Source organism: Saccharopolyspora mangrovi (assembly GCF_035320975.1).
GTDB lineage: Bacteria > Actinomycetota > Actinomycetes > Mycobacteriales > Pseudonocardiaceae > Saccharopolyspora > Saccharopolyspora mangrovi.
On sequence record NZ_JAWLNX010000016.1, the window covers coordinates 95,403 to 116,781 of the forward strand.

General features: G+C 67.9%; 26 protein-coding genes and 1 pseudogene. 16 read left to right on the forward strand and 11 right to left on the reverse strand.

All coding sequences use genetic code 11. The features are described from left to right. Positions 1 to 75: 75 nt before the first annotated feature. The 4 genes from R4I43_RS21910 to R4I43_RS21925 all read right to left on the reverse strand — a co-directional run bounded on the left by R4I43_RS21910 (position 76) and on the right by R4I43_RS21925 (position 3,716). A complete protein-coding gene (locus R4I43_RS21910) occupies positions 76 to 318 on the reverse strand; it encodes a diguanylate cyclase domain-containing protein (protein ID WP_324267554.1) in 243 nt (80 codons plus the stop codon). Next, positions 305 to 487, reverse strand: a complete 183-nt coding sequence (locus tag R4I43_RS21915; protein WP_324267555.1) for a diguanylate cyclase domain-containing protein — start codon at positions 485 to 487, stop codon at positions 305 to 307. The genes R4I43_RS21910 and R4I43_RS21915 overlap by 14 nt, the downstream gene beginning before the upstream one ends. An 80-nt stretch (positions 488 to 567) precedes the next feature. Continuing rightward, positions 568 to 762 carry a hypothetical protein gene (locus tag R4I43_RS21920; protein WP_324267556.1) on the reverse strand — a complete coding sequence of 65 codons (195 nt, stop codon included), beginning with the start codon at positions 760 to 762 and terminating at the stop codon, positions 568 to 570. A gap of 170 nt (positions 763 to 932) precedes the next feature. Then, a complete protein-coding gene (locus R4I43_RS21925) occupies positions 933 to 3,716 on the reverse strand; it encodes a sensor domain-containing protein (protein WP_324267557.1) in 2,784 nt (927 codons plus the stop codon). Between the two features lie 500 nt (positions 3,717 to 4,216). Here R4I43_RS21925 and R4I43_RS21930 point away from each other — a divergent pair, with 500 nt between their 5' ends. The 4 genes from R4I43_RS21930 (at position 4,217) to R4I43_RS21945 (ending at position 7,338) form a co-directional block, all read left to right on the forward strand. After that, a complete protein-coding gene (locus tag R4I43_RS21930) occupies positions 4,217 to 5,377 on the forward strand; it encodes a beta-ketoacyl synthase N-terminal-like domain-containing protein (protein WP_324267558.1) in 1,161 nt (386 codons plus the stop codon). Positions 5,378 to 5,675: 298 nt separating this feature from the next. After that, positions 5,676 to 6,404 (forward strand): dienelactone hydrolase family protein, encoded by a 729-nt coding sequence (locus R4I43_RS21935; RefSeq protein WP_324267559.1) that lies wholly within the window; start codon positions 5,676 to 5,678, stop codon positions 6,402 to 6,404. Between the two features lie 181 nt (positions 6,405 to 6,585). After that, on the forward strand, positions 6,586 to 6,786 hold the full coding sequence (locus R4I43_RS21940) for a helix-turn-helix domain-containing protein (protein WP_324267560.1): 201 nt from the start codon (positions 6,586 to 6,588) through the stop codon (positions 6,784 to 6,786). A gap of 210 nt (positions 6,787 to 6,996) precedes the next feature. Further along, positions 6,997 to 7,338 (forward strand): hypothetical protein, encoded by a 342-nt coding sequence (locus R4I43_RS21945; RefSeq protein ID WP_324267561.1) that lies wholly within the window; start codon positions 6,997 to 6,999, stop codon positions 7,336 to 7,338. A 104-nt stretch (positions 7,339 to 7,442) separates the two neighbouring features. Here the strand turns inward: R4I43_RS21945 and R4I43_RS21950 are convergent, their stop codons facing one another. Beyond that, positions 7,443 to 7,625 carry a hypothetical protein gene (locus R4I43_RS21950; protein ID WP_324267562.1) on the reverse strand — a complete coding sequence of 61 codons (183 nt, stop codon included), beginning with the start codon at positions 7,623 to 7,625 and terminating at the stop codon, positions 7,443 to 7,445. A 227-nt stretch (positions 7,626 to 7,852) separates the two neighbouring features. On the opposite strand from R4I43_RS21950, the gene R4I43_RS21955 reads away from it, so the two are divergent. Both R4I43_RS21955 and R4I43_RS21960 read left to right on the forward strand, forming a co-directional pair. Further along, a complete protein-coding gene (locus R4I43_RS21955) occupies positions 7,853 to 8,158 on the forward strand; it encodes a hypothetical protein (protein ID WP_324267563.1) in 306 nt (101 codons plus the stop codon). 364 nt (positions 8,159 to 8,522) lie between these two features. Further along, positions 8,523 to 9,038, forward strand: coding sequence for an Asp23/Gls24 family envelope stress response protein (locus tag R4I43_RS21960; RefSeq protein WP_324267564.1), 516 nt, complete (start codon positions 8,523 to 8,525; stop codon positions 9,036 to 9,038). 634 nt (positions 9,039 to 9,672) lie between these two features. Here the strand turns inward: R4I43_RS21960 and R4I43_RS21965 are convergent. From R4I43_RS21965 to R4I43_RS21975, 3 genes and pseudogenes are all read right to left on the reverse strand, one after another. Further along, positions 9,673 to 10,080: a hypothetical protein gene (locus R4I43_RS21965; protein WP_324267565.1), complete on the reverse strand. Its 408-nt coding sequence runs from the start codon at positions 10,078 to 10,080 to the stop codon at positions 9,673 to 9,675. A gap of 74 nt (positions 10,081 to 10,154) precedes the next feature. Continuing rightward, a pseudogene (locus R4I43_RS21970) lies at positions 10,155 to 10,535 on the reverse strand (IS110 family transposase); the annotation flags it as partial. Positions 10,536 to 10,565: 30 nt separating this feature from the next. After that, positions 10,566 to 11,450, reverse strand: a complete 885-nt coding sequence (locus tag R4I43_RS21975; RefSeq protein ID WP_324267566.1) for a LysR family transcriptional regulator — start codon at positions 11,448 to 11,450, stop codon at positions 10,566 to 10,568. A gap of 160 nt (positions 11,451 to 11,610) precedes the next feature. Between R4I43_RS21975 and R4I43_RS21980 the strand changes: the two genes are divergently transcribed. Next, positions 11,611 to 11,955: an ACT domain-containing protein gene (locus R4I43_RS21980; protein ID WP_324267567.1), complete on the forward strand. Its 345-nt coding sequence runs from the start codon at positions 11,611 to 11,613 to the stop codon at positions 11,953 to 11,955. On the opposite strand, the gene R4I43_RS21985 is transcribed toward R4I43_RS21980, so the two are convergent. Beyond that, positions 11,947 to 12,546, reverse strand: a complete 600-nt coding sequence (locus R4I43_RS21985; RefSeq protein ID WP_324267568.1) for a TetR/AcrR family transcriptional regulator — start codon at positions 12,544 to 12,546, stop codon at positions 11,947 to 11,949. The two genes, R4I43_RS21980 and R4I43_RS21985, sit on opposite strands and share 9 nt — an antisense overlap. A gap of 153 nt (positions 12,547 to 12,699) precedes the next feature. On the opposite strand from R4I43_RS21985, the gene R4I43_RS21990 reads away from it, so the two are divergent. Both R4I43_RS21990 and R4I43_RS21995 read left to right on the forward strand, forming a co-directional pair. Beyond that, positions 12,700 to 13,152 carry an iron chaperone gene (locus tag R4I43_RS21990; protein WP_324267569.1) on the forward strand — a complete coding sequence of 151 codons (453 nt, stop codon included), beginning with the start codon at positions 12,700 to 12,702 and terminating at the stop codon, positions 13,150 to 13,152. 203 nt (positions 13,153 to 13,355) lie between these two features. Then, positions 13,356 to 14,081: a dihydrofolate reductase family protein gene (locus R4I43_RS21995; protein WP_324267570.1), complete on the forward strand. Its 726-nt coding sequence runs from the start codon at positions 13,356 to 13,358 to the stop codon at positions 14,079 to 14,081. Between the two features lie 159 nt (positions 14,082 to 14,240). On the opposite strand, the gene R4I43_RS22000 is transcribed toward R4I43_RS21995, so the two are convergent. Next, on the reverse strand, positions 14,241 to 14,393 hold the full coding sequence (locus R4I43_RS22000; RefSeq protein WP_324267571.1) for a hypothetical protein: 153 nt from the start codon (positions 14,391 to 14,393) through the stop codon (positions 14,241 to 14,243). An 18-nt stretch (positions 14,394 to 14,411) separates the two neighbouring features. Between R4I43_RS22000 and R4I43_RS22005 the strand changes: the two genes are divergently transcribed. Together R4I43_RS22005 and R4I43_RS22010 are read left to right on the forward strand one after the other, a co-directional pair. Beyond that, entirely contained in the window at positions 14,412 to 14,984 is a 573-nt protein-coding gene (locus R4I43_RS22005) for a dihydrofolate reductase family protein (protein ID WP_324267572.1), read from the forward strand. A gap of 197 nt (positions 14,985 to 15,181) precedes the next feature. After that, positions 15,182 to 15,514: a YciI family protein gene (locus R4I43_RS22010; RefSeq protein ID WP_324267573.1), complete on the forward strand. Its 333-nt coding sequence runs from the start codon at positions 15,182 to 15,184 to the stop codon at positions 15,512 to 15,514. A gap of 45 nt (positions 15,515 to 15,559) precedes the next feature. Here the strand turns inward: R4I43_RS22010 and R4I43_RS22015 are convergent, their stop codons facing one another. After that, entirely contained in the window at positions 15,560 to 16,045 is a 486-nt protein-coding gene (locus R4I43_RS22015; protein ID WP_324267574.1) for a MarR family winged helix-turn-helix transcriptional regulator, read from the reverse strand. Between the two features lie 63 nt (positions 16,046 to 16,108). On the opposite strand from R4I43_RS22015, the gene R4I43_RS22020 reads away from it, so the two are divergent. From R4I43_RS22020 to R4I43_RS22045, 5 genes are all read left to right on the forward strand, one after another. After that, positions 16,109 to 16,846 carry a hypothetical protein gene (locus tag R4I43_RS22020; RefSeq protein ID WP_324267575.1) on the forward strand — a complete coding sequence of 246 codons (738 nt, stop codon included), beginning with the start codon at positions 16,109 to 16,111 and terminating at the stop codon, positions 16,844 to 16,846. Positions 16,847 to 17,084: 238 nt separating this feature from the next. After that, positions 17,085 to 17,597 carry an L-serine ammonia-lyase, iron-sulfur-dependent, subunit alpha gene (locus tag R4I43_RS34575; protein ID WP_456115134.1) on the forward strand — a complete coding sequence of 171 codons (513 nt, stop codon included), beginning with the start codon at positions 17,085 to 17,087 and terminating at the stop codon, positions 17,595 to 17,597. A gap of 425 nt (positions 17,598 to 18,022) precedes the next feature. Continuing rightward, on the forward strand, positions 18,023 to 18,901 hold the full coding sequence (locus R4I43_RS22035) for a MurR/RpiR family transcriptional regulator (RefSeq protein WP_324267576.1): 879 nt from the start codon (positions 18,023 to 18,025) through the stop codon (positions 18,899 to 18,901). 50 nt (positions 18,902 to 18,951) lie between these two features. Continuing rightward, positions 18,952 to 19,839 (forward strand): NAD(P)-dependent oxidoreductase, encoded by an 888-nt coding sequence (locus R4I43_RS22040; protein ID WP_324267577.1) that lies wholly within the window; start codon positions 18,952 to 18,954, stop codon positions 19,837 to 19,839. Then, entirely contained in the window at positions 19,836 to 21,377 is a 1,542-nt protein-coding gene (locus R4I43_RS22045) for an aldehyde dehydrogenase family protein (protein WP_324267578.1), read from the forward strand. The genes R4I43_RS22040 and R4I43_RS22045 overlap by 4 nt, the downstream gene beginning before the upstream one ends. Positions 21,378 to 21,379 lie beyond the last annotated feature (2 nt).

Genomic DNA, 21,379 nt, shown 5'->3' on the forward strand with positions numbered 1-21,379 from the left:
GGTCGGCCTCCTCCAGCCCGGATTCGAGCCGCAGTCACCTGCTCAGCTCGGGCGGTCCGCCACGAAGGGCAAACATCACGCTTGCGCACCGAGGTGACAGGCGAGTAGCAGGTCCCGGGAGTCGCTCGAGGGGTCGCGGGTGGTGGCCAGGCCCGCGCTGGCGCCCAGTCTGATGCGCTGGCCGGACGCGGTGGTGGCCGTGTCCAGCCGGTGGATGAGCCGGGTGCGTAGGGCCTCGGCCTGGGCTTTGTCGGGGAGGTGGGCGAGCACGACAAACTCGTCGCCGCCGACCCGGGCCACGGTGTCAGCCGGGCGCACGCCCTCCAGCCCCGGCATCGTGCCCGTAGCGGTCGTTGACCGTCTTGAGCTCCTCGAGGTCGATCAGGAGCACGGCGAGCTCGCCGCTCCGCGAGCCCGACCCTCTCCGTCCTGTTGGCCTGCCCGTCCGGCGATACTGGCGGCTCCTGGCAGCTTCCTCACCAACCATCCGACATGGATGTTCAAAACCCCAGGTCGCTCTCCTGTCGACCGTCTCCACGCAGCCGGGAGGCGATCTCCGCTGGAGATCTACTCATCGAGTAGCGTTGCCTCCTCGATTGCCTCTACGGCGTGGTCAACGATCTGTTCGCGTAGGTAGTCGAGGGCGGCTGAGGGAACGAAAAGGGTGTGCTCAGCCTCGCACGTCTCGAAGTACTCGACACGGGCGGCGCGGTAGCCCAGCACAGCATCGCGCCCATTGCTCAGGGCCTGGTCGGGTTCCATGCTCTACCATCGCCCAGTTGCCGGGATGGTTCTCGGTGTGAACTGTCGTGAGCGCACCCGCAGCCTTCTGAATCCCGCCCTGTTCCCGTAGCAAGGTGACCTGCGATAACACGGTGCCAGCGCGCCCCGGCCCAGCACCGCTCCCGGCGGATCCTGTATCCGGCTGCCTGCTACTCGGGTCCCGATTCCGCGGGGCGCGGCTCATCCTGCGGTGGGAGACAGGAAAAGGGGAAGAGTTCTTCGATCGGGGTGGGTTTGCCGAGGTAGTAGCCCTGGGCTTGGTCGCTGCCGAGGTCGCGGAGGAGGTCGAGTTGGTGGGCTGTTTCGATGCCTTCTGTCACGACGGTGAGCCCGAGGGTGTGGGACATGGCGATGATGCTGGTGACGAGGACGTCGGGCTCGTCGGAGTCCTGGAGGTCGGTGATGAACGACCGGTCGATCTTGAGGATGTCGAAGGGGAGTCGCCGTAGCTGGGCCAGCGAGGAGTGCCCGGTGCCGAAGTCGTCGATGGCCAGTGACACTCCCAGCTCGCGGAGGGCGTAGAGCACGGGTGTTGCTGCATCGGGGTCGCACATGATCGCGTTCTCGGTGAGCTCGAGGCACAGAGCGCGGGCCGGCAGGCCGGAATCCGCGAGCGCTTGCTGGACGGTGGCCTGCAGGCCGGGGTCTTCGAGTTGGCGTGGGGAGAGGTTCGCGTGCAGTCGGAGCTCGAGCCGGTGGCGCTCGCGCATGGCGGCCAGTTCGCGGACGGCCGTGCGCAGCATGTGCGCGCCGAGGGAGTTGATCAGGTCGCTTTCCTCGGCCAGCGGGATGAACTCCCCCGGCGAGACGGTGCCGTGCACCGGGTGCCGCCACCGCAGCAGGCCTTCTACGGCCACCGTGCGCTCGGTGCGCAGGTCGATGACGGGCTGGTAGGCCACCCAGAGCTGGTCTTGTGCCACGGCGTGGTGCAGGTCCTGCTCCAGGACCATGTGCCGCTGCACGTGCTGGCGGAGCTCGACGTCGAAGAACGCGTAGCGCCCGCCCCCTTCTGCCTTGGCCTTGTACATGGCCACGTCGGCATCGCGCAGGAGGTCCTGGCCGGCGCGGGTATCGGCTGGGTGCGAGACCACGATCCCGATGCTGGCGCGGAGGTGCAGTTGCCTGCCCTGCGCGTGGATCGGCTCGGTGAGGGCGGCGAGCAGGCGTTGGCTGAGTTCGCCGAGGGCGTCGCGAGTGTTCTCGTGTTGGGTGAGGACGACGAATTCGTCCCCGCCGAGGCGACCCACCAGCGCCTCGTCCCGGGTGGCCTGCACCAGGCGTTGCCCGACGGTGCGCAGCACATCGTCGCCGACGACGTGGCCGAGGGAATCGTTGATGCGCTTGAAGTTGTCCAGGTCGAGAAACAGCAGAGCCAGCGGGCGCGTGGGGTGCCGCAAGTGCCGGAGGCGGCGCAGCACCAGCGTGCGGTTGGCCAGCCCGGTCAGCGGGTCGTGGGTGGCCTCGTGCTCCAGGCGCTCCCGGGCGGCGCGCTTCTCGGTGACGTCGGTGAACGAGGTGACCACCGCATGGGGCGGCCGGTCCTGCGGGCCCAACAGACGGGTGGTGACTGACGTCCACACGCTGCGCCCGTCGGGCCGTTCGAGCCGGAGCACCCGTGCGGTCTGCGGCACTCCGCTGCGCTGGGTCGACACCGTAGGGTGCGTCCGCAGCGGCTGCCCGGCCTCGTCGAACATCGACCAGGTCTCGGGCGCCGAGCCGACGATGGCCGAGCGGGGCGCGCCCAGGATCTGCTCGGCGGCGGGGTTGGCCGAGACGATGAGGCCGGTGGGGGCGACGACGAGGATGCCCTCGTTGAGCGCGTCGACGACGGTGGCGAAGTCCTGTTCGGCCCGGCGGCGCGCGGTCTCGTCGGCACACACCAGCACGAACCCGGAGTCCATCTTCGCGACCGAGAGCCGGATCACCAGGGCGGTACCGTCGCTGCGCCGGTGCCGCGCCTCGGTGGCCCCACCCGCGGCCAGCAGCGCTTCGGGCTGCAGGGGGGCGCCGACCAGCTCGGTGACGGGCCGGCCCAGCGCCTGATCGGCGGGCACCCCGTAGACGGTTTCGGCGGCTGGGTTCACGCTGGTGACCACGCCCTTGCGGTCGAGCGCGATGATCGCGTTGTTGACGTGATCCACCAGGGCTGCTTGGTAGCGCAGGGTGGCCTCGGCCGCTTGTTCCCTCGTGACGTCGCGTCCGATGACCTGCACCGCCGGATGCCCCTCCCAGGTGATGCGCACCGCCACCAACTCCACCGGAACGGCGGTGCCGTCGAGGCGCTGGAGCTCGGCGCGCGCCCGCGGTGTGGCGGTGCCCGGGGTCGCCAGCGACTTGATTCGGTCGCGCATCGGGGGGATCGAGTCCGGAGCGACGAAGTCGGTCAGCGGGCGCCCGAGGAGCTGCGCGCTGGACTCGGCGCCGAGGATGGTGCTCATGGCGGGGTTGGCGTACTGGATGACCTCGCCCTGATGCACGCAGATCGCATCGGGACTGAGCTCGACGAGCAGCCGGTACCGGCCGGCGAGATCGGTCAACGCCTGCCGGTCCCGATGCAGGGCGGTCACCTCGCGGACCAGCCCGACCAGGGCGCTGGGGTGTGGGTCACCGACAGGGCGGGCGTGGAAGTGGAGCACCCGCGTCTGCCCCTCCGCGGTGACCACGGGCTGCTCCAGGTCGAGGCCCTGGCCCTTCACGGTCGTCCGCGCGGCGACCGTCCACGGCGCGAGGAGCTCCACCAAGCGAGCCCGTATCTCCTCCTCACCGGCGCCGGGCAGGCCGAGGAGCGTTTCCATCCCGGCTGTCCAGGTGAGCCGATCCTCAGTGAAGTCGAACGTCCAGCTGACCGCGCCCTGCGCGGACAACGCCACCTCGAGGAGCTCGCGGTCGAAACCAGAACCGCCTGGGAGCCCGCCGTTCGGGTCAATCTCCATGAGCCATCCAAGGAAGACTTCGCGCCTGCGCTCGCCACTTGGGCCGTTCGGCCCGTGGTAGCCCTAGAACCCCACGAACCGGCGCGAGCACTCCTAAGTGTTGTGCCGACGCCGCCCCTCTTCACCCCCGGGGTCCCCATCAGAGCTGGTCATCAACCGTTCGCGGAGGTAGCGACGACCACCGGGACCGAGCGCGGGAATGACCGATCTTGAACGTGAAGCCAAAAATGGGCACGTAATGTAGCGGAGTAGAGCCGATGCTCCGATTGATCTTCATTCAAAGTGTGAAATCGGGGAGAGTGCAAACACAGGCGGTAGCCAATCGGGTTCCTGTTCTTCACTCTGACGTGAGAGACCGGGGTTCTCCCGCAGGAACCACAGCGCTTCGATCCCAGCAACACCACGGCAATGTCGATCGAGCTCAGCGAGCTGCGGCGACCCCGGGCGTTGTCCGCCACCCGCAGGGTGCAGCGGTGATCGCAATCCGGGAGTGATGAGCAATGATCGACCAGCACTGCGGAATCAACGGCATCGGAGCGGTGACCGGTTACGGCTGGGGGCGCGAATCCCTATGGAACGGGTTGGCCACTGGTCAGGTGGCCGCTCACCTGGCCGAGGGGCACGGTCCCGACCGGGACCAAGCGGCGTGGGTGGCGACCGTTCCGGACGGCGGCGACGAGCTGGACGGGCCGAGTCGCTTCGCCAGGGCCATGCGAGCCGCCGGCCGCGAGGCGATCCTCGACGCCGAACGCCGGGGCTGGGAGCCCGGACGGCGGGTGGGGCTGCTGCACGCTGCCGTGCTGGGCGACGTGGAGCTGTGGCGGGACTTCTACGGCACGCGGGACGCGGACGTGTCGGTCCGCGACTACCTGGCGCTGATGCCCTCGACCCCGGTGTCGACGTTCATGCAGGAGTTCGGCTTCCACGGCCCGGCGATGAACATCTCGACGACGTGCGCCTCCGGCAATGCGGGCTTGATCACCGCGAAGGCCTGGCTGGACGCCGGCGTGGTGGACGACGTGATCCTCCTGGCCAGCGACCTGTCCTCCACGCCCGAGACCGTGCTGCACTTCAACCGGCTCGGGGTGGCGGTCACCGACACCGAGCCGCTGCAGGCGTGCAGACCGTTCCAGGAGGGCAGCCGGGGCTTCATCATGGGCGAGGCGTCGATCGGCATGGTGCTGTCGAACCGGTCGCCGAACCCGTACCTGCGGGTGCTCGGCGGCGCGATGTCGCACGACGCCCACCACGTCACCTCGGTGGATCCGGGTTTGGCCGAGCTGAGGCGGTGCTTCTCCGAAGCGCTGTCCAACGCCGGGGCAGAGCTATCGCAGGTGCGCTACCTCAACGCCCACGGGCCGGGGACCCAGCAGTGCGACCGCGCCGAAGCCGCCGTGGCCGACGAGCTACTGGCCCCCGAGGCCGAGCTCTACTCGGTCAAACCCCTCGTGGGCCACTGCATGGCCGCAGCCTCAGCGGTGGAGATTACCGCGACCGCCCTGGGCTACGACCGCGGGCTGATCCCGGCCCCACCGCAGGTCGCCCCCGCCCACCCGCGACTGCTGAACGGCCCCACCACCCCCGCCGACGGTCTCACCCTGAAGTCTTCGCTCGGCATGGGCGGCCACAACTCCGCGGTCGTGCTCGCACCCCCGGCCTGATCTGGTTTTGACGGTGTTGTCTGGCGTCAGTTGTTCGTGAACGTTGACGCCACCCGTGGTGGGGGCTGCTCTGGGTTTGGTCGACACCTGATGTGTGAGGCTTCGGCCTCGCTAGTGCCGCGTCAGGCAACGTTTGCCCCGATGGGGCGCGGAAGATGATCTATGATAGCTTCGCCGCCGTGCAGCACTGCGAATTCGAGGAGGTGAGACCGATCAACTCTGTGACAGGTCGGGGCTCCCTTCTTTGCATGGCCTAGGGAGCGCCCGCACAAGGCATCCCGAAAGGCTTGAAACGCTGATGCGCTTCACCTCCCGGACGTCGTCGGACGGCGTCACCGAACAGTTCTTCACTCTCGATGAAATCCCCGGCGTGCTGTGGACGCCGGAAGACGCCTGCGGTACTCGTCCGCTGATTCTGCTGGGCCATGGTGGCGGGCAGCACAAGATGGCCCCTGGCATCGTGTCCCGCGCGCGCCGTTACGCTGCCGAGGGTTTCGCGGTCGTCGCGATCGACACGCCCAACCACGGTGACCGGCCCAAGACCGAGGAGTTCAGTCGGATCGCGGCCGAGATGCGGGCCGGCATAGCCGCCGCTGAGAATCCGGGCGCGCGGGTCGCCGGAATGCACCGCTATCTGGCCGGTCAGGCCGTCGCGGACTGGAAGGCGGTCCTGACCGCGGTCCAGTGCCTCGACCAGGTCGGTGTCGGTCCGGTGGGCTACGCGGGTACGTCGATGGGCTGCGGGCTCGGCGTCCCGCTTATCGCCACGGAGCCCCGGATCCGCGCCGCGGTGCTGGGCCTTCTTGGTGTGCACGGACTGGCCGAGGACGCCGCGCGGATCACTGTGCCAGTGCAGTTTCTGGTCCAGTGGGACGATCAGATGGTGTCGCGGGACCAGAGCCTGGCGCTGTTCGACGCCCTGGCCTCGGCTGAAAAGACGTTGCATGCCAACCCCGGCAAGCACGGCGATGTGCCGTTGTTCGAAGTGGACAGCTCGCTGAGGTTCTTCACCCGGCATTTGAGCTGACACGACATCACCGTGCCTGCGCTGGCCGGAACCCGCTTCCGGTCAGCGCGGTCGGTCCAGACTGTCCGGCATGGCCGAGCGGGTACAGGTGCGGGAGATCGATGATGACGACGGCGCTCATCTGTTGCGGATCGTGCGACGCGGCACCGGGTCGGTGGTGACCTGGCGGCGGGCTTAGATCGTGCTGCTGTCCGCACAGGGCATGCCCGTGGCGAAGATCGCCGAGGTGACGTTCACCAGCGCGGACCGAGTCCGGGACGTGATCCACAACTTCAACGCCGACGGCTTCGATGCGCTCTACCCGAAGTACAAGGGTGGGCGGCCGAGGACGTTCACCTGCCCGAGCGGCGTGAGATCAAGAGGTCAGGTCGACGGCTCCTGACCTTGGGGCATGGGCCAGGTCAAGGGCACGAAGCCATGCAGACTGAGCGCTTGGCATCCAACGCGCCCCATCTGAGCGGACAGGTGGAGTGATTGCTGTGGCAACCAGTACGCTGCGCGGTCATGTCGGATAAAACACCCGCTGTAGCGGATTCGGGATTGCAAGCACAGTTTCGCGCGCGGTCGAGGCGGATCGTTTTGGTATCTGCCGGTGCAGGCATGGAACGCGGCCGGTGATGCCCTCGTGCCGTCCTACCTGGAAGGCACCCAGCAAGGCGGGCAGCTCACGCGCGCTATCGATGTGCCGGGATTCGTGCGGTTGCACACCGACCGCGCTGTACAGGGCAGCTACGTGCCTGCCGCGCCGGGTTGGCACGTCAGCATCGGGAACGGCCACACCCGTGCCCCGGTCGCACTGTGGCAGATCATGTCGCATGGCTCTGCTGTGCCGATGGTCGCTATCGACGGGGAAGAGTTCGCCACGCTGCGCGCGGTCTACGACTTGGACGAGGCCACCGAACTTGTCGAACCCTTCGACATCGACCTCGCCTGATCCACCCGATAGTAGTTTGTCCGGTCGTGGCGACACCAAGCCGCGACCTCATCCTCCGCTTTCGTGCCGTAGGTGGCGGCAGCAGTGACCGCCCCCGCTTGTGATCACCAATTGCGGGAGCGTTGGAAGCTTTCCGCCTGTTCATCGCGGTTCTCCGATGCCAATGCGAGTGTCGCGTGCGCCTGGGCGAACAAGAGGTTGCGCTGCACGGACTCGTCATCGCCCTCCGCGCCTTCGGCACTGTTCAGGTATTCCTCGGCCTTGCGGTAGTGCTCAGCTCTCGTCATGCCGCCCCCTCATTGCTGCCTGGCACGCAGTTCGCCCTTTGAGCGTGCGCCGCGCTGCTCGAAGCGGCCAGTTCAGGACATCGACCTTGTGTTGCAGGAGTTCGTCAGGGGTGGCTCCGGGGCGGATCAGTCGGCAAGGGTCGATGGTGTCGAGAACGATCCTTTGTTGTACAAGGCGCTGGATCGCGGGCATAGGATTGATTGCGGTAGTGATAGGGGGGCCGCTCATGGCCGAGTTCAATCACATCGCCTGGGATGACCTCAACCACCTCACTCGGGGTGAGCAGCTGAACCGACTCGAAGCCGAGCACGCGTACTGGGCACGCCAGGAAAAGGGTGGGTTCACCGACGCCAACCGGGCCAGGCGTGAGGAGTTCAGCCGGATCCTTCGCGCGGTGTGCGATCCAGCCGACTTGACCGACCCGGTGGGGCACACTGCGGCGTGGCTGGCGGGTGAATGCTCCACCGACACCTCGTACTGGGACCAGATACCACGTCACCGGGTCACTGCACGGCGCAGGCGCCGCCGGTGATCAGCACGTCGAGAACGGCCGGAACCCCGGAAATCGACCACACGGGTGCACCGTCAAAGCCCACCACAACGTCGTAGCCACGATCGTCCGCTCAGGAGCAAGCGAGTTCGGCAGGATCCCCGACGCAATAGACCGGTCAACGGCCACCGCGGCTTTAGCCCGAACAGGCGCCTTCCGCACATAAGCTTGCGACGAAACAGCTGTCCGAACCCGCGGTCGCGGGACAGGGCCTTTCGGCTCTAAACCGTTTCGTTATGCCGCCCCCGTGTGGGTATGACAGGGGTGTGGTGGCTGCGCCCGTGCATCTCACTGGGTGCCGAACGAACCCTCGCGCTTGCGGGGACGGTGAAAGGAAGTGGTGGCGATGGCCGAGAAGACCACCGGGACGCAGAGCACGGAAGCCGTCAGCTCGGAGTCGAGCTGGACCACGACGACGCCGCGGAGTGGCGCCGAGCCTGCCCGCCGCGTCGGCGAGACCACGCCTGCGGAGGAAGGCCAAAAAGGGCGGACGACGATCGCCGCGGCGGTGGTGCAGCAAATCGCCCGTATTGCCACTGAGGAAATCTCCGGGGTCTACGCCATGGGCGGAGGCATGGCTCGGGCATTCGGTGCGATCCGGGAACGGATTCCGGGAGCGAGTGCGTCGCAGACCTCCGGGGTGACCGTGGAGGTTGGCGAAAGGCAGGCCGCTATCGATCTGGAAATCGTGGTGGAGTATGGGGCGGCTCTGAAGGATCTCGCGCGGGGTGTGCGTCGGAACGTCATCACAGCGGTCGAGCGTATGACAGGGTTGGAGGTCGTCGAGGTCAACATCGCGGTCAACGACATCCACCTGGCCGGTGAGGACGAGCAGTCGGCCGCGCAAACGCGCGTCGAGTAAACCCCCGGTTGATCGGGAGATGGGACCTACGAGCTCGTCGAGGGCCAGCGGCGGCTTGTCGTAGTGGAGGGTGCCGAAGCCGCGCTGCACTACCTCGCCGTCGGGGAGACGAACAATTACGTCGTCCGGGCCTTGCAACATCACGCCATACCTGCCCGCCTCCGTGCTGGCGTCGGCCTAGCCGATTCGGGACTGCGGCAGTAAGAGCGCTGACCTCACACGGACGATGATCGGCAGGGCGAGTACGCGAACCTGCGTCCGACCCATGGTGGCCTTGCCTACTTCGGCTTCAACGAGCCTGCCGGGGCATACATCAGAGCTGAGCTGATCAGCTCCTGGCCTGTGAAAACGCGCCCGCGGATGGCCCAGTGACCTGACCCATCTCCTAACTCACCAATGTCCGGCGAAGTCGATCGGGGAGGTGGGTTCTACGCCGATTCTGCCTGCGGTAGTCGGTAAATCCGCAGTTCAAAGGTAGGCAGATCGACCCATCTGTTTGAGCAACATTCGTGCTCTTCTTGACCCTTTTGACCTATCTCCGGGTTGAACTTTGGTGCTCCGCGCCGGTATGCCAGCCCACACGACCTGATCCTGCTACGGCAGGATCTTCGCCTACGCCCCGCCCCACCCGATGTCACCTAGAGCAGTTGAGGTGAGATGGCCTCACTCCCTGCGCCACTTGCCCTTTCGCCGGTTGACCTTCAACCGCTGATCGCCGGTGTCCCGTGCTCGATTCGCTCTTCGCCATCAACAACGCCACCAGGCCGGTTTGGTGTCCGGCGGCTCGCGGTGCATCTTCGGGTTCCACTCGCCGGAAGCGGTGCGCTCCCGCGGTCTCGCCGAGGATCATCGCGGCGCTGAGCACGCCGCACTCGGCGACAGCCAGCAGCAACGGAGTAAGTCTGCGCACGAGCGGGCGCAGCTCAGCCTCCAAAGCGTTGATCTGCTCGGTCAGCTGTCGGGCGCGTTCGACGAGTTCGCGGGCCAGCCGGGCACCGACGCCGTCGAATTCGTCGAGCCTGGCGGTGAGTTCGGTGAGCACGCAGTACCGGCGCAGGCCACGGCTGGGAAACGTGCAGTGTCGGGTCAAGCTCGTGGAGATGCCAGCGCAGCCGGCTATGCGTGCGCGTGCTCGGCGACCAGGTCGCGGTGATGGTCGACGATCAGCTTCACCTCCCGGGTCGGGCCATCGAGTTCGGCGACGGGCAGGTCCGGATGACGAAGCGCAGCCAAAGCGACGGCCTCGGCGTCGATCGGGTCAGACTTACCAGGTTGTCGACCGCTACGACGGGCGCCGGCCATCAGCCGGGTCGGTACTCGCACCACCCGATGCCCGGCGACGAGTAGGTCACGCTCAAGACGCCGGGTTAGGTTTCGGCAGTCCTCGAGCGCGAACCAAACCTCTGACCACTGCGCGGCCCACTGCACCAGCGTTAGATGACCATCACCCGTCGCGGCGAGCGTCTTCTCGCCGATGTGCCGCCCGACATCGTCGAGGGCGACGACAGTCGCGCCCGCGGCTGGCCGCTACTGCTCCAGCGGCCCGAGCTGCTCGACGATCTTCGCGAGGGCCAGGATTGCGTCGGTCTCGGCGCTGGTGCGCCAGACCAGTGCCCACCGGGCCGGCGCGGCGTCGTGGATGGGGATGTAGGCGACGTCGGGCCGTGCGAAGTAGCGGGTGGCCTGCAGGTGCACCGGCGACACGGCCTCCCCGGTGGACAAGATCGGCAGCATCTCCAGGAAGTCGGAGGCGGTCGGCCCGACGGCGATGGGGCGGCCGCCGGGAGTGTGCGACGGAACCATCGCTTCGCGCCAGTACGCCGGTTCGGCGCCGCCGATGGTGACCAGGTCCCCGAGGTCCTCGAGGGAGAGCGTTTCGCGGCGCGCCAGCGGGTGCGCGGAGGAGAGGGCCAGCACCACCGGCTCGATGTGGATCACGGGTCCCGCGGTCAGATCCGGCTCCCGGACGGGCAGCCACACCATCACGACGTCGAGCTCCCCGGAGCGCAGGCCGGCGAAGGGATCGGCGAAGCCGATGGTGCGGATCTGCACCTCGACGCCCGGCCGCTCGGCGGCGAACGCGTCGAAGTAGGGCCGCAGGTCGTCCACGTTGGCGGCGATCATGCCGATGCGCAGCACCCCGACCGTCCCCCGGGCCGCTTGCTCGGCGCGCTGCAGGCTCTCCCGCAATTGGCGCTGGACCGCCCCCAGGTCGTCGACCAGCTGACGCCCGATCGGGGTGAGCACCACCTTGCGGCTGGTCCGCTCGAACAGCGCCGCGCCTACGCGGCGCTCCTGCGCCTTGACGCACTGGCTGACCCGGGACGGAGTGATGTGCAGCCGCTCCGCGGTCCTGCCGAAGTGCAGCTCCTCGGCGAGCACCAGCAGAATCTCGTCGTCCCGCAACTCCACGACGACCCCCGCGACTCGGCCTGCCTGAGAACGCGCCACACTACCCCGCCGCGGGCTGAGACGCGCTCGTGGCCGGTCGTGCCGCGGCGGGTCGGTACTGGGGGTTCGCACGGCCCGTACCCCCAGACCCTCGAACCCCGTTCCTGCCTTACACCTGCCCGTGCGTGCTCGGCTTGCGGACGGAGGAGTAGCCGTACATGTCTCAGCGATACGCGTATCTGCCGAGCCCGCCCAGTATGTCGCCGGGGCCGGGCTCGGCTCGTACCTGTTCTGGCTGGACTTCGAGGGCCACATCTCCGACGCCCGTGTAGGCGAGGCGCTGATGGGCCTGCGCCGGGTCTGCGCCGACGTGCGCTACCTCGGCTCCTACGCCCGCGCCGACCAGATCGGTCCCGAGGTCCGCCGCGGCACCCACGACGCCGACTTCACCGAGGCCGCCGCGTGGCTGGAGTCCACCCACCCGCACAGGCCAGCCCCACCCTTGACTGTTTCCCGCTTACCGTGACTTTCCGTTCGATCCGTACGCCGCCATGAACATTTCCAGCAGCCCGTCGATCGCGCTCTCGTCGATGGGACGGGTTGTCAGCAGGTGGCGGTAGTACAGAGTGCCGCACAGCACCTCGGCGGCGAATTCCAGGTTCGCGTCCGTGACCAGTTCACCGGTGCGCTGGGCGCGGGTGATCCGGTCGAGGGTGCTCTGCTCCACGGTGACCAGGAATCGTTCGTGCAGGATCGCCCGCAGCGTGGGATCGGCCTGCGCCTCGGCGATGACCGCACGGTAGACGGGGCCGATCGGCGGGCTGGTCAGGGCGAGGCTTGAGCGTAGGAACTGTTCGCGCAGATCCGCGCGGACGTCCCCGGTGTCGCGGTAGTTCAGGTCGCTGGCCCACACGAGGTTGAGCGCGTCGAGCAGCAGCGCCGCCATGGACGGCCAGCGCCGGTAGATCGTGTGCTTTCCGACCCCGGCCCGTCTGGCGACCGCCTCGATGTTCAGGCCCGCGTAACCGACCTCCGCAGCCAGCTCGAGGGTTACTCGCAGCAGCTCTTCGGTGCGCGCAGCGCCTCGGCGCCGTGGCGTGCCAGGGGTGCCGGTCATGTCGCCATCCTATCGGCACGTGGCGTGCCGTTGACAAGGGCCGAGGGCTGCGAGCAGTATGGACCTCGATCGGCACGATGCGTGCCGATGTCTGGTGGAGGCATGTCGCCACCCACGCCTGCGCCACATCGGATCCACAAGGGGAGACCTGCCATGAGCAGCACCGACACCAGCACCTACGAGGGGTTCACGGCCGAGGAGCGGGCTGCGATGAAGGACCACGCCCAAGAGCAGAAGAAGGCCGCGCGCCGCAACTCGCGAGGCGGCAAGGCGGCAGAGGCGGAGCGGGACGTACTCGCGAAGATCGCCGAGATGCAGGACTCGGACCGGATCATGGCCGAGCGCGTCCATGCCGTCATCACAGCCAACGCCCCGGTCCTCGCGCCGAGGCTCTGGTACGGGATGCCCGCCTACGCCCTGGACGGCAAGGTCGTCTGCTTCTTCCAGAGCGCGGAGAAGTTCAAGGCGCGCTACGCGACGCTCGGGTTCAGCGACCAGGCAAAGCTGGACGAGGGCCCGATGTGGCCGGCCGGTTTCGCCCTCACCGAGGTGACGGCCGAGGTGGAGGCGCGGATCAGTGCGCTGGTGAAGCAGGCGGTGAGCTGAGGCGCGCCACTGCCTTCGGTTTGCACACAGCGCGCACCTGCGGGCCTCCCAGGCGCCGACGACCGTCTTCCGCGGGGGTCGGCGAACCGCTGGTCGGCAGCAGCCGCGTCAGCCGCTCGGCGCCGTGGCCGGTGCGGCGAGTGCCGCGCTTCGGCGGACCGAATCGTTGAGCGCCGGGTTAACGCCGCTGCCTGATTGGAGCGTTGATCACCTCTCGTGCCGCGAGGCAGCCTGGGACGGCGAAAACCGACAGCTGCACCCACGTCGGCAAGCCGAACATCGGAAACATCGAAATCGACGCCGACGGCAAGGAAAACCCTGGGGACGCAAGACCACCAGGCTTCGACCGAACTGACCTCAAGGAGTGTCGAATGGGCAGGATTACCTACGTCGTGATGCAGTCGTTGGACGGCTACATCGAAGGACCGAACGGCGAGTTCGACTGGCCGGTCATGGATTCGGAACTGGCAAAGTACTCCCAGGAATTCGGTGACACGGCAGACGTTTTCCTCTACGGCCGGGTGGTCTGGGACGGGATGTCGAGCTATTGGCCGAGGGCGGAGGAGTACTCCGACCATCCGCACGACCTGGAGTTCGCCCCGGTCTGGCGCGCCAAGCCGAAAGTCGTCGTTTCGAGGACGCTGAAGACAGCTGACTGGAACACGACCGTCGTCAACGACATCACCGAGCTGGCCGAGATCAAGCAGGACAAGCACTTGGTCTTGTACGGCGGCGCGGAGCTCGCCGCCACGCTCACCGAGCACCGGCTGATCGACGAGTATCAGGTTTTCGTGCACCCAGTGTTGCTCGGCGGTGGCAAGCCCGTGCTGCCGTCCACCAAGGTGCGGTCCGGCCTGCGACTGGTCGAGTCACGGACGTTCGACTCCCAAGTGGTGATGCTGCGCCACGAACTCGCCGCCGACCGCTGACCTCCGGATGTGGGACTGGTGACTTCTACCGCGTGTCCAGCCGGGTCAGGTCACAGCGAGGCTGTTGCCACCGGTAGGAACGTCCATTGTGGATGTGTTGCGGGAGGAAGGCGGCGATCTCTCCTCCCGCCTCCACTGGGCGCACTGCTCCAGTCTGGATCAATGACCGTCATCGACCGCGCGGGCCATGGCGAGCTTGCTTTTGAAGTTCAGGCCCGCTTTCGTGCCGCCGTCACAGAGGATGTCGACGCGTGCACCGGGAACCGGGTCCGCGAGGTCGACACCGACGACAGCAACCGCACCAACCAGCAAGAAACCAGGAGACTCACGATGCGCACTCTGATCAGTTCCGCCTTTGTCTCGCTCGACGGCGTGGTGGAGGCGCCGGGCGGCGAGCCCGGCTACCGCAACTCCGGATGGACGTTCAAGGACATCGAGTTCGTCGAGGCCGCCTACGAGATCAAGGGCCGGGAGCAGCAGGAGGCCGCCGCGATGATCATGGGTCGGGTCAGCTACGAGGCGTTCAGCCCTGTCTGGCCGGACATGGCGGAGTTCGCCGACTACAAGGAGAAGCCGAAGTACGTCGTCTCCGCCACCCTCACCGAGGGCGACCTGGTGGACAACTGGGGCAAGACGACGATCCTGCGGTCGCTGGAGGAGGTCGCCGCGCTGAAGCAGACCGACGGCGGCCCGATCATCATGCACGGCAGCGCCACGCTGAACCGCAACCTCTCCGACGCCGGCCTGATCGACCGCTACCACCTGCTCGTCTTCCCGGTTCTGCTGGGCGCGGGCAAGCGCCTGTTCAGCGCCACCGACAAGGACGCGCAGCAGCTGAAGCTGGTCGAGCACGAGGCGTACGCCAACGGCATGCAGAAGAACGTCTTCGACGTCGTGCGCTGACACGTCGCGGCAGCGCCGCTGTTACGGCGGACCGGCACGGATCGCGCGGCGACAGGCCCCTCCGCTGAGGCGGGTGCTCAAGGGCCGGGCCCGGCTCCACAGGGCCGGGCATCCCGGCAGATCTTCAGGTGCTGCAACCGGGCAAAGCGGGCGACCGCGAGGCGGTCGCAGCGACATCTCGTGAAGGGACACAGTGGATGAAGTTCGCTCTGGTGTACGCCTACGACCCCGTCCAGGCGGGGCCCGGGCACGGTGAGATCGACGAATGGGTGGAATTGGATGCCGCGTTGAAGGCAGCCGGGAATTTCGTCCACGAGTCCGGGTTCCACCCGGCAGGCCAGGCACGGACCGTCACGGTTCGGGGCGGACAGGCCCAGGTGCGGGCCGGTGCTGTGATCGGAGCGGGGACCACGGTCGCCGGATACATCGAGGTCGAGGTGGCCGACGAGGACGCCGCGCTGTCCTGGGCAGAACGGGTGCCGACGGCTCGCTACGGGCAGGTCGAGGTCCGCCGGATCGTCGAATACTAGGCAGCTCAGATGGTCCAGCAGTTCTTGCGAGGCAACCAGGCAAGATCACGAAGTCCGGCTGGAGTGCTGAGCCTGCCGCCGGATCCGGTCGGCGTGCTCGGCCTGGAATCTCGTTCCCTCGCGGAGGAACTCGAGGATCGCCTCGAGCTCGGCCTTGCTCCGGCGCATCAGGAGCACCTGGGACTCCCTCCCGAGGGGACCCCACAGCTTCTCGATCAGGGCAGCCGCCTCCGGGGTGATCTCGATCGTGATCCGCCGCCGGTCGTGATCGTCGCGCACCCGCTCGACGTATCCCTTCCGCACCAGGCGGTCGATCGCGGTCGTGGTGGAGCCGGTGGTCAGCCCGACCTCGGTGGCCAGCTGGCCGGCCGTCATCGCCCCGCGCCTGCTGAGCAGGCCGAGGCACCGCAGGTCGGTGCGGTTGACGCCCAGAAGGCCCGCGCCCACGTGGTCGAACTCGTCGGTGGCGTCCTGGAACTCGCTGACCGCCTGGGTGACCTCGGCGGCCAGCTGCTCTCGGGTGGTGGCCATGGCGGGATCATACGCCAATCAAGTGTCTTGACAGACAAGTATTTTGATTGCCAAGATATCTGTATGACTGAGACCTTGACCGCCCGAGACCTGCTCACGTCCATCCAGGACCGGCGGGCGACGTACCTCCGCTTCGGGGCGGTGTGCGCGCTGGTCGGAACCCTCGGCTACGTTGTCGCGTTCGTGCTGCACGGCGACCTGCCCGATCAGAGCACCGAGTCGCTGCTGACCTTCATCGCCGACCGTCCGTGGGCCCTGCACCACCTGCTGATCGCCTTCTGCTTCCTGCTCTGGATCGGCGCCCTGTCGGGCCTGTCGCACTCGTTCACCGGCGGGAAGGCGTGGGTCCTCGGCCGGCTGGGGCAGACCACCTCCGTGCTGGGCATGGCGGTGCTGCTGTGGCACTACAACCTCGACGGCCCCGCGCTGGAGCACGTCGCCGACGCCTGGGTCGAAGCGGAGGGCGTGGAGAAGGCCGTGCTCCTGGAGCGCGGGACCATCCTCACCGAGGCGACCTCCGGGATGTTCCCGCTGTACGTCGCCCTGCTGCTCGGCCTGCCGTTCGTGCTGTTCGGCCTCGCCGTCGTCTGCAGCGACGATTACCCGTCCTGGCTGGGCTGGGTCGGTGCCGCGGCCGGCGGCCTGGCGTTCGCCGTCGGCTCCAGCAACTTCGCCGGATTCGAAGTACTCCCCAGGAACCTCTTCGTCCTCTCCGTGCTCCTCCTGGACTTCTGGATGATCGCCGTCGGGCTACTGATGTGGCGCCGCGGCGCGCGCCTGCGTTCGGCGCCGGTCGCGTAGCGACGAGGTCGGTTCGGGTCCCGGTCGCAGCCGGGCTGTGGGACGTGTGACGATCCCGCAACCCGGCTGCCGAAGGGCTCGTGTTGAGCGTCAGACCGCGTTCACGGCGGACAGGCTGGACGCGACGACGGAGTCATCGATCCCGACCGCCCACGCGGTGCTGTAGTGCCTCCACAAACGCTCGTACCCGCCTAGTAGTGCTTTGTTAGGTGTGGATTTTGGCGGGGATGATCTTGTTGTGAAGCAGGGTGATCTCGCTCGGGTACGTGGCCGGTTGGAGGAGTTCGCGGCGGAGGTGTTCGCGCTGCTGGCGCGGTCGGATCAGCGGGTCAAAGGCGAGACCTATGTGCGTGGGTTGCTGCTGGATGGTCGTCGGAAATCGATGCAGCCGATGGCCGAGCGGCTCGGAGTGGAACATCAGGGATTGCAGCAGTTCGTGTCGTCGTCGACGTGGGAGTTCGCCTCGGTGCGGGCGCGGTTGGCCAGGCTTGCGCAGCGCACGGTGGATCCCGTGGCGTGGTCGACCTGCGACCCCGGCGGCGGTCTGGTCCAGATCCCCTGCATCGAACGCAACGCCATGGCCGCGGTCAAAGCGGTCAATGCCGCCTCGCTGGCCATGCACGGCGACGGCGACCACCGGGTCAGTCTGGACCAGGCCATCGAGACGATGCGCCAGACCGGCATGGACATGCTCGACAAGTACAAGGAAACCTCCACCGGAGGCCTCGCCGTCAGCGTCGTCGAGTGCTGACCGGCTTCAAGCCGGAAGGACGGAATCCCCAGCAGGCCGCCCGAAGCGGGATTTCGGGCGCGCTCGGTCCGCGTAGGCGCTCGCTGCGGACGAACTGACTCGACAGCCCGAACAGCCACGACGACGTCTTCACCCCGCTCGATGAGGCCGGACCGTCGGTGCCGATGCTGCTGACGGCGTTGGAAACGTACGTGGAACTTGCGGACGACGTGCACGAGGTCGCCGCACGGCTTTCCCTGCACTGCAGCAGCCTCTACTTCCGCCTGCCCGCCTGCTGCAGGCCAATCTTTCCGGCGGGATGACCGGGTTGGAACCGCGTTGGGGATTGCCGCGGTGGGGCTTGTTGCAATCAGGATTGCGATGTACATTTCCGCAATCCAACTTGCATTGCGGTGCGCCTCACAACTTCGGGAGCAAGGGTCGTCGTGTCCTCAGCGCAGAATCAAGAGCCCCTCGGCAACGCCGATGCCCAGTGGTTGGGCGACGTCGTGCCGGAGGTGCCGCTGTCGAAGGCGCAGTCCCGGGTGGTGGACGTGATCGCCCGCAACCCGCAGCTGGCGTCCTACGCGGAGATCGCCGAGATCGCGCAGCGGGCCGATGTCAACAACTCGACCGTGGTCCGAACCGCCCAGACGCTGGGCTACCGGGGTTGGCCGGACCTGCAGCGCGAGCTGCGCGCCCGATATCTGGTGCTGATCTCCACCGAGGACACGCTCATCGAGCACGGTGAGCACCGCAGCCCGTTGCACGACGCCCTGACGCACGACATCGACAACCTGCGCCAGACGCTGGACAACAACACCGCCACCGACGCGGAAGCCGCCATCGCGACCCTGGCGGCGGCGAAGTCGATCCTGGTGGTCGGTCTCGGCTCGTTCGCCGGACCGGCCAGCGTCATGGCTCACGTCGGTTCCACGATGGGCTATCCGATCTCCCTGGAGAACCGGGCCGGCGTCCACCTCGCCACCGCCATCAACAGCCTCGGCGAGGGAGACGTCCTGGTGGTCGTCAACATGTGGCGATCGATGAAGCAGCTCATCGCGGCTGCCGAGGCGGCGAGCGCGGCTGGGGCCTCGATCGTCGCGATCACCGACATGCGCCGTGGCCAGCTGGCCACGGGGGTGGCCGATCACCTGCTGGTCGTGCCGTCGGAGGGCATCTCCTTCTTCCAGTCCGTCACGGCGGCGACGTCGGTCGTCTACGGGCTGCTCGCCGGGATGCAAGCGGCTCAGCCGGAACGCACTCGTGCGGCCATCCGCCGCACCCAGCAGCTGTGGAAGGACCTGGACATCTACCTCGACTAGCGCGGATCGACTCGCACTCGCGCGGCCAATTCCCCTGAACAGGAGCTCTCATGAGCAAGCACATCGCCGTCGTCGGCTTGGGCTCGATGGGCGGTGCCATGTCCTCCGCCTTGCGCCAAGCGGGCTGGCAGGTCTCCGGCTACGACCCGTCGGAGTCCGCGCGTGCGGCAGCGGCCGATGCCGGTGTCCACGCCGTGGACGACGTCGGACTTCTGGCCGGAACGCCCTACGTCGTGTTGTCGCTGCCCTCAGCGCGCGTGGTGGAGGAGATCGTGCCCGTGCTTCTGGCGGGCGAGGGCACGATCGCGATCGTCGACACGACGACGTCCGAGCCGGCCACCAGTGCCGAATTCGCCGCCCTCGCGGCCGAACGAGGCGCGGCCTTCGTCGACGCGCCCGTCTCGGGCGGACGAGACGGGGCGGCAACCGGCAGTCTGACCGCCTTCGTCGGTGCGACGCCCGAAGCGCTCGAAACGTGCAGGCCCGTGCTCGAGGCGCTGACCGGTGGTCAGTACCAACACCTCGGCGGCCCTGGATCCGGCAACGTGGTCAAGCTGCTCAACAACGTTCTCGCCGCGGCGAATCTGGTGTCGGTCGGGGAGGCGCTGGCGGTCGCGAAGGCCTACGGCGTGGACCCCGCCGTGGCAGCGGCCGGGATCAGCGGCGCTTCGGGTGGCAGCAAGGTCTCGGCGGCGATGTATCCGAACTGGGTGCTCTCCGGTACCCACGACTCCGGTTTCTCCCTCGGGCTGATGGCACGGGACGCCGCCCTGGCCGTCCAGATCGCCGACGAGCGCGGCGAACAGCCGGCTTTGCTGGCCGCGGCGAACCAGCGCTGGCAGGACGCCCTCGCCAGCCTCGGCCCCCGCGCTGATTTCACCGAGATCGCCCGCATCGTCGCCGCCTCCCTCACCAACGAAGGAACGTCCGCATCATGAGCATCGCCCCCACCACTTCCTCGGCCACCACCGCACGCCAGGTCCTGGACTCCGCCTTCCCGCAGGGGCTCGGAGCCTTCGTCGACGGGGCCATCGTCACCGGCGGAGGGGAGCCCATCACCCTCACCTCCGCGGCCACCGGCGAAGACTTCGCCCACTTCAACGATCCCGGCGTCGAGGGCGTCGACGCCGTGCTGGCCAGCGCGGTCCGCGGGGCCGCGACGTGGGCCGCGACCGATGCCTTCGAACGCGCAGCGATCCTTCGCGAAGTCTCCCGCACCGTCGGCGAGCACGCCGACGAACTGGCCGCGCTGGAATCCGCCACCACCGGAAAACCGCTGCGGGACACCCGGGTTGAAGCTAGCAAGGTCGCCGAGATGTTCGGCTACTACGCGGGCTGGGCGGACAAGATGATGGGCAGGACCATCCCGGTCCCGGGCAACTGGCACACCTACACCGAGCGCGTCCCCTGGGGCGTGGTCGTGGCCATCACCCCGTGGAACGCGCCGCTGTTCACGGCGGGGTGGAACTCGGCGGCACCGCTGGCGGCCGGCAACGCCGTCGTCGTCAAACCCAGCGAGTTCACCCCGGCGACCACGCTGCGGCTGGCCCAGCTGGCGCACCGAGCTGGCCTGCCCGAAGGCGTTTTCAACGTCGCCACCGGACTCGGAGGCACCGTCGGCGCCGCGTTGACCAGCGACCCGCGGGTCGGGAAGGTCTCGTTCATCGGATCGGTGGCCACGGGTCGCCGGGTCGCGGTCGCCGCAGCCCAGGCGGGGATCCCGACCGTTCTGGAACTCGGGGGCAAAAGCGCCAACATCGTCTTCGCCGACGCAGACCTGGACCGCGCGGCCGATGGCGCCGTAGCGGCCGTGTTCTCCGGCGCCGGCCAGTCCTGCGTCGCCGGTTCGCGGCTGCTGGTGCAGCGCAGCGTCCACGCCGAACTCGTCGAACGCGTGGCGGAGCGGGCAGCGCGGTTGCGGCTTGGTGATCCCCTCGATCCCAGCACCGAGGTCGGCCCGATCATCACGGCTCCGCAGTACGGCACCGTGACCTCGTTGATCGAGGCGGGACTGCAAGACGGTGGCCACCGGGTCACCGGCGCGGACCTGCCCGTGGAGCTGACCGGCTCGGCGCTGGCCTCCGGCCACTGGGTCGCGCCGACCTTGCTGGACGGGGTCACCCCGGCCAACCGGTTGGAAACCAACGAGGTGTTCGGCCCGGTCCTCGGCGTTGATGCCTTCGACACCGAGGCGGAAGCGATCGAGCGCGCCAACAGCACGAACTTCGGCCTGGCGGGCGCGGTGTGGACCGGCGATGTCTCCCGCGCCCACCACGTGGCCCGGTCGGTCAAGGCGGGCACCTTCTGGATCAACTCCTACAAGACGATCCACGTCGCCGTCCCCTTCGGCGGTTTCGGCGATTCCGGCCACGGCCGGTCTTCCGGGCCGGAGGTGCTCGACGAGTACACCCAGGCCAAGGCCGTGTGGGTGCCCACCCGCGCCGCGGGCGCACCGTTTCCGGCGCTGAGCTACTAGGA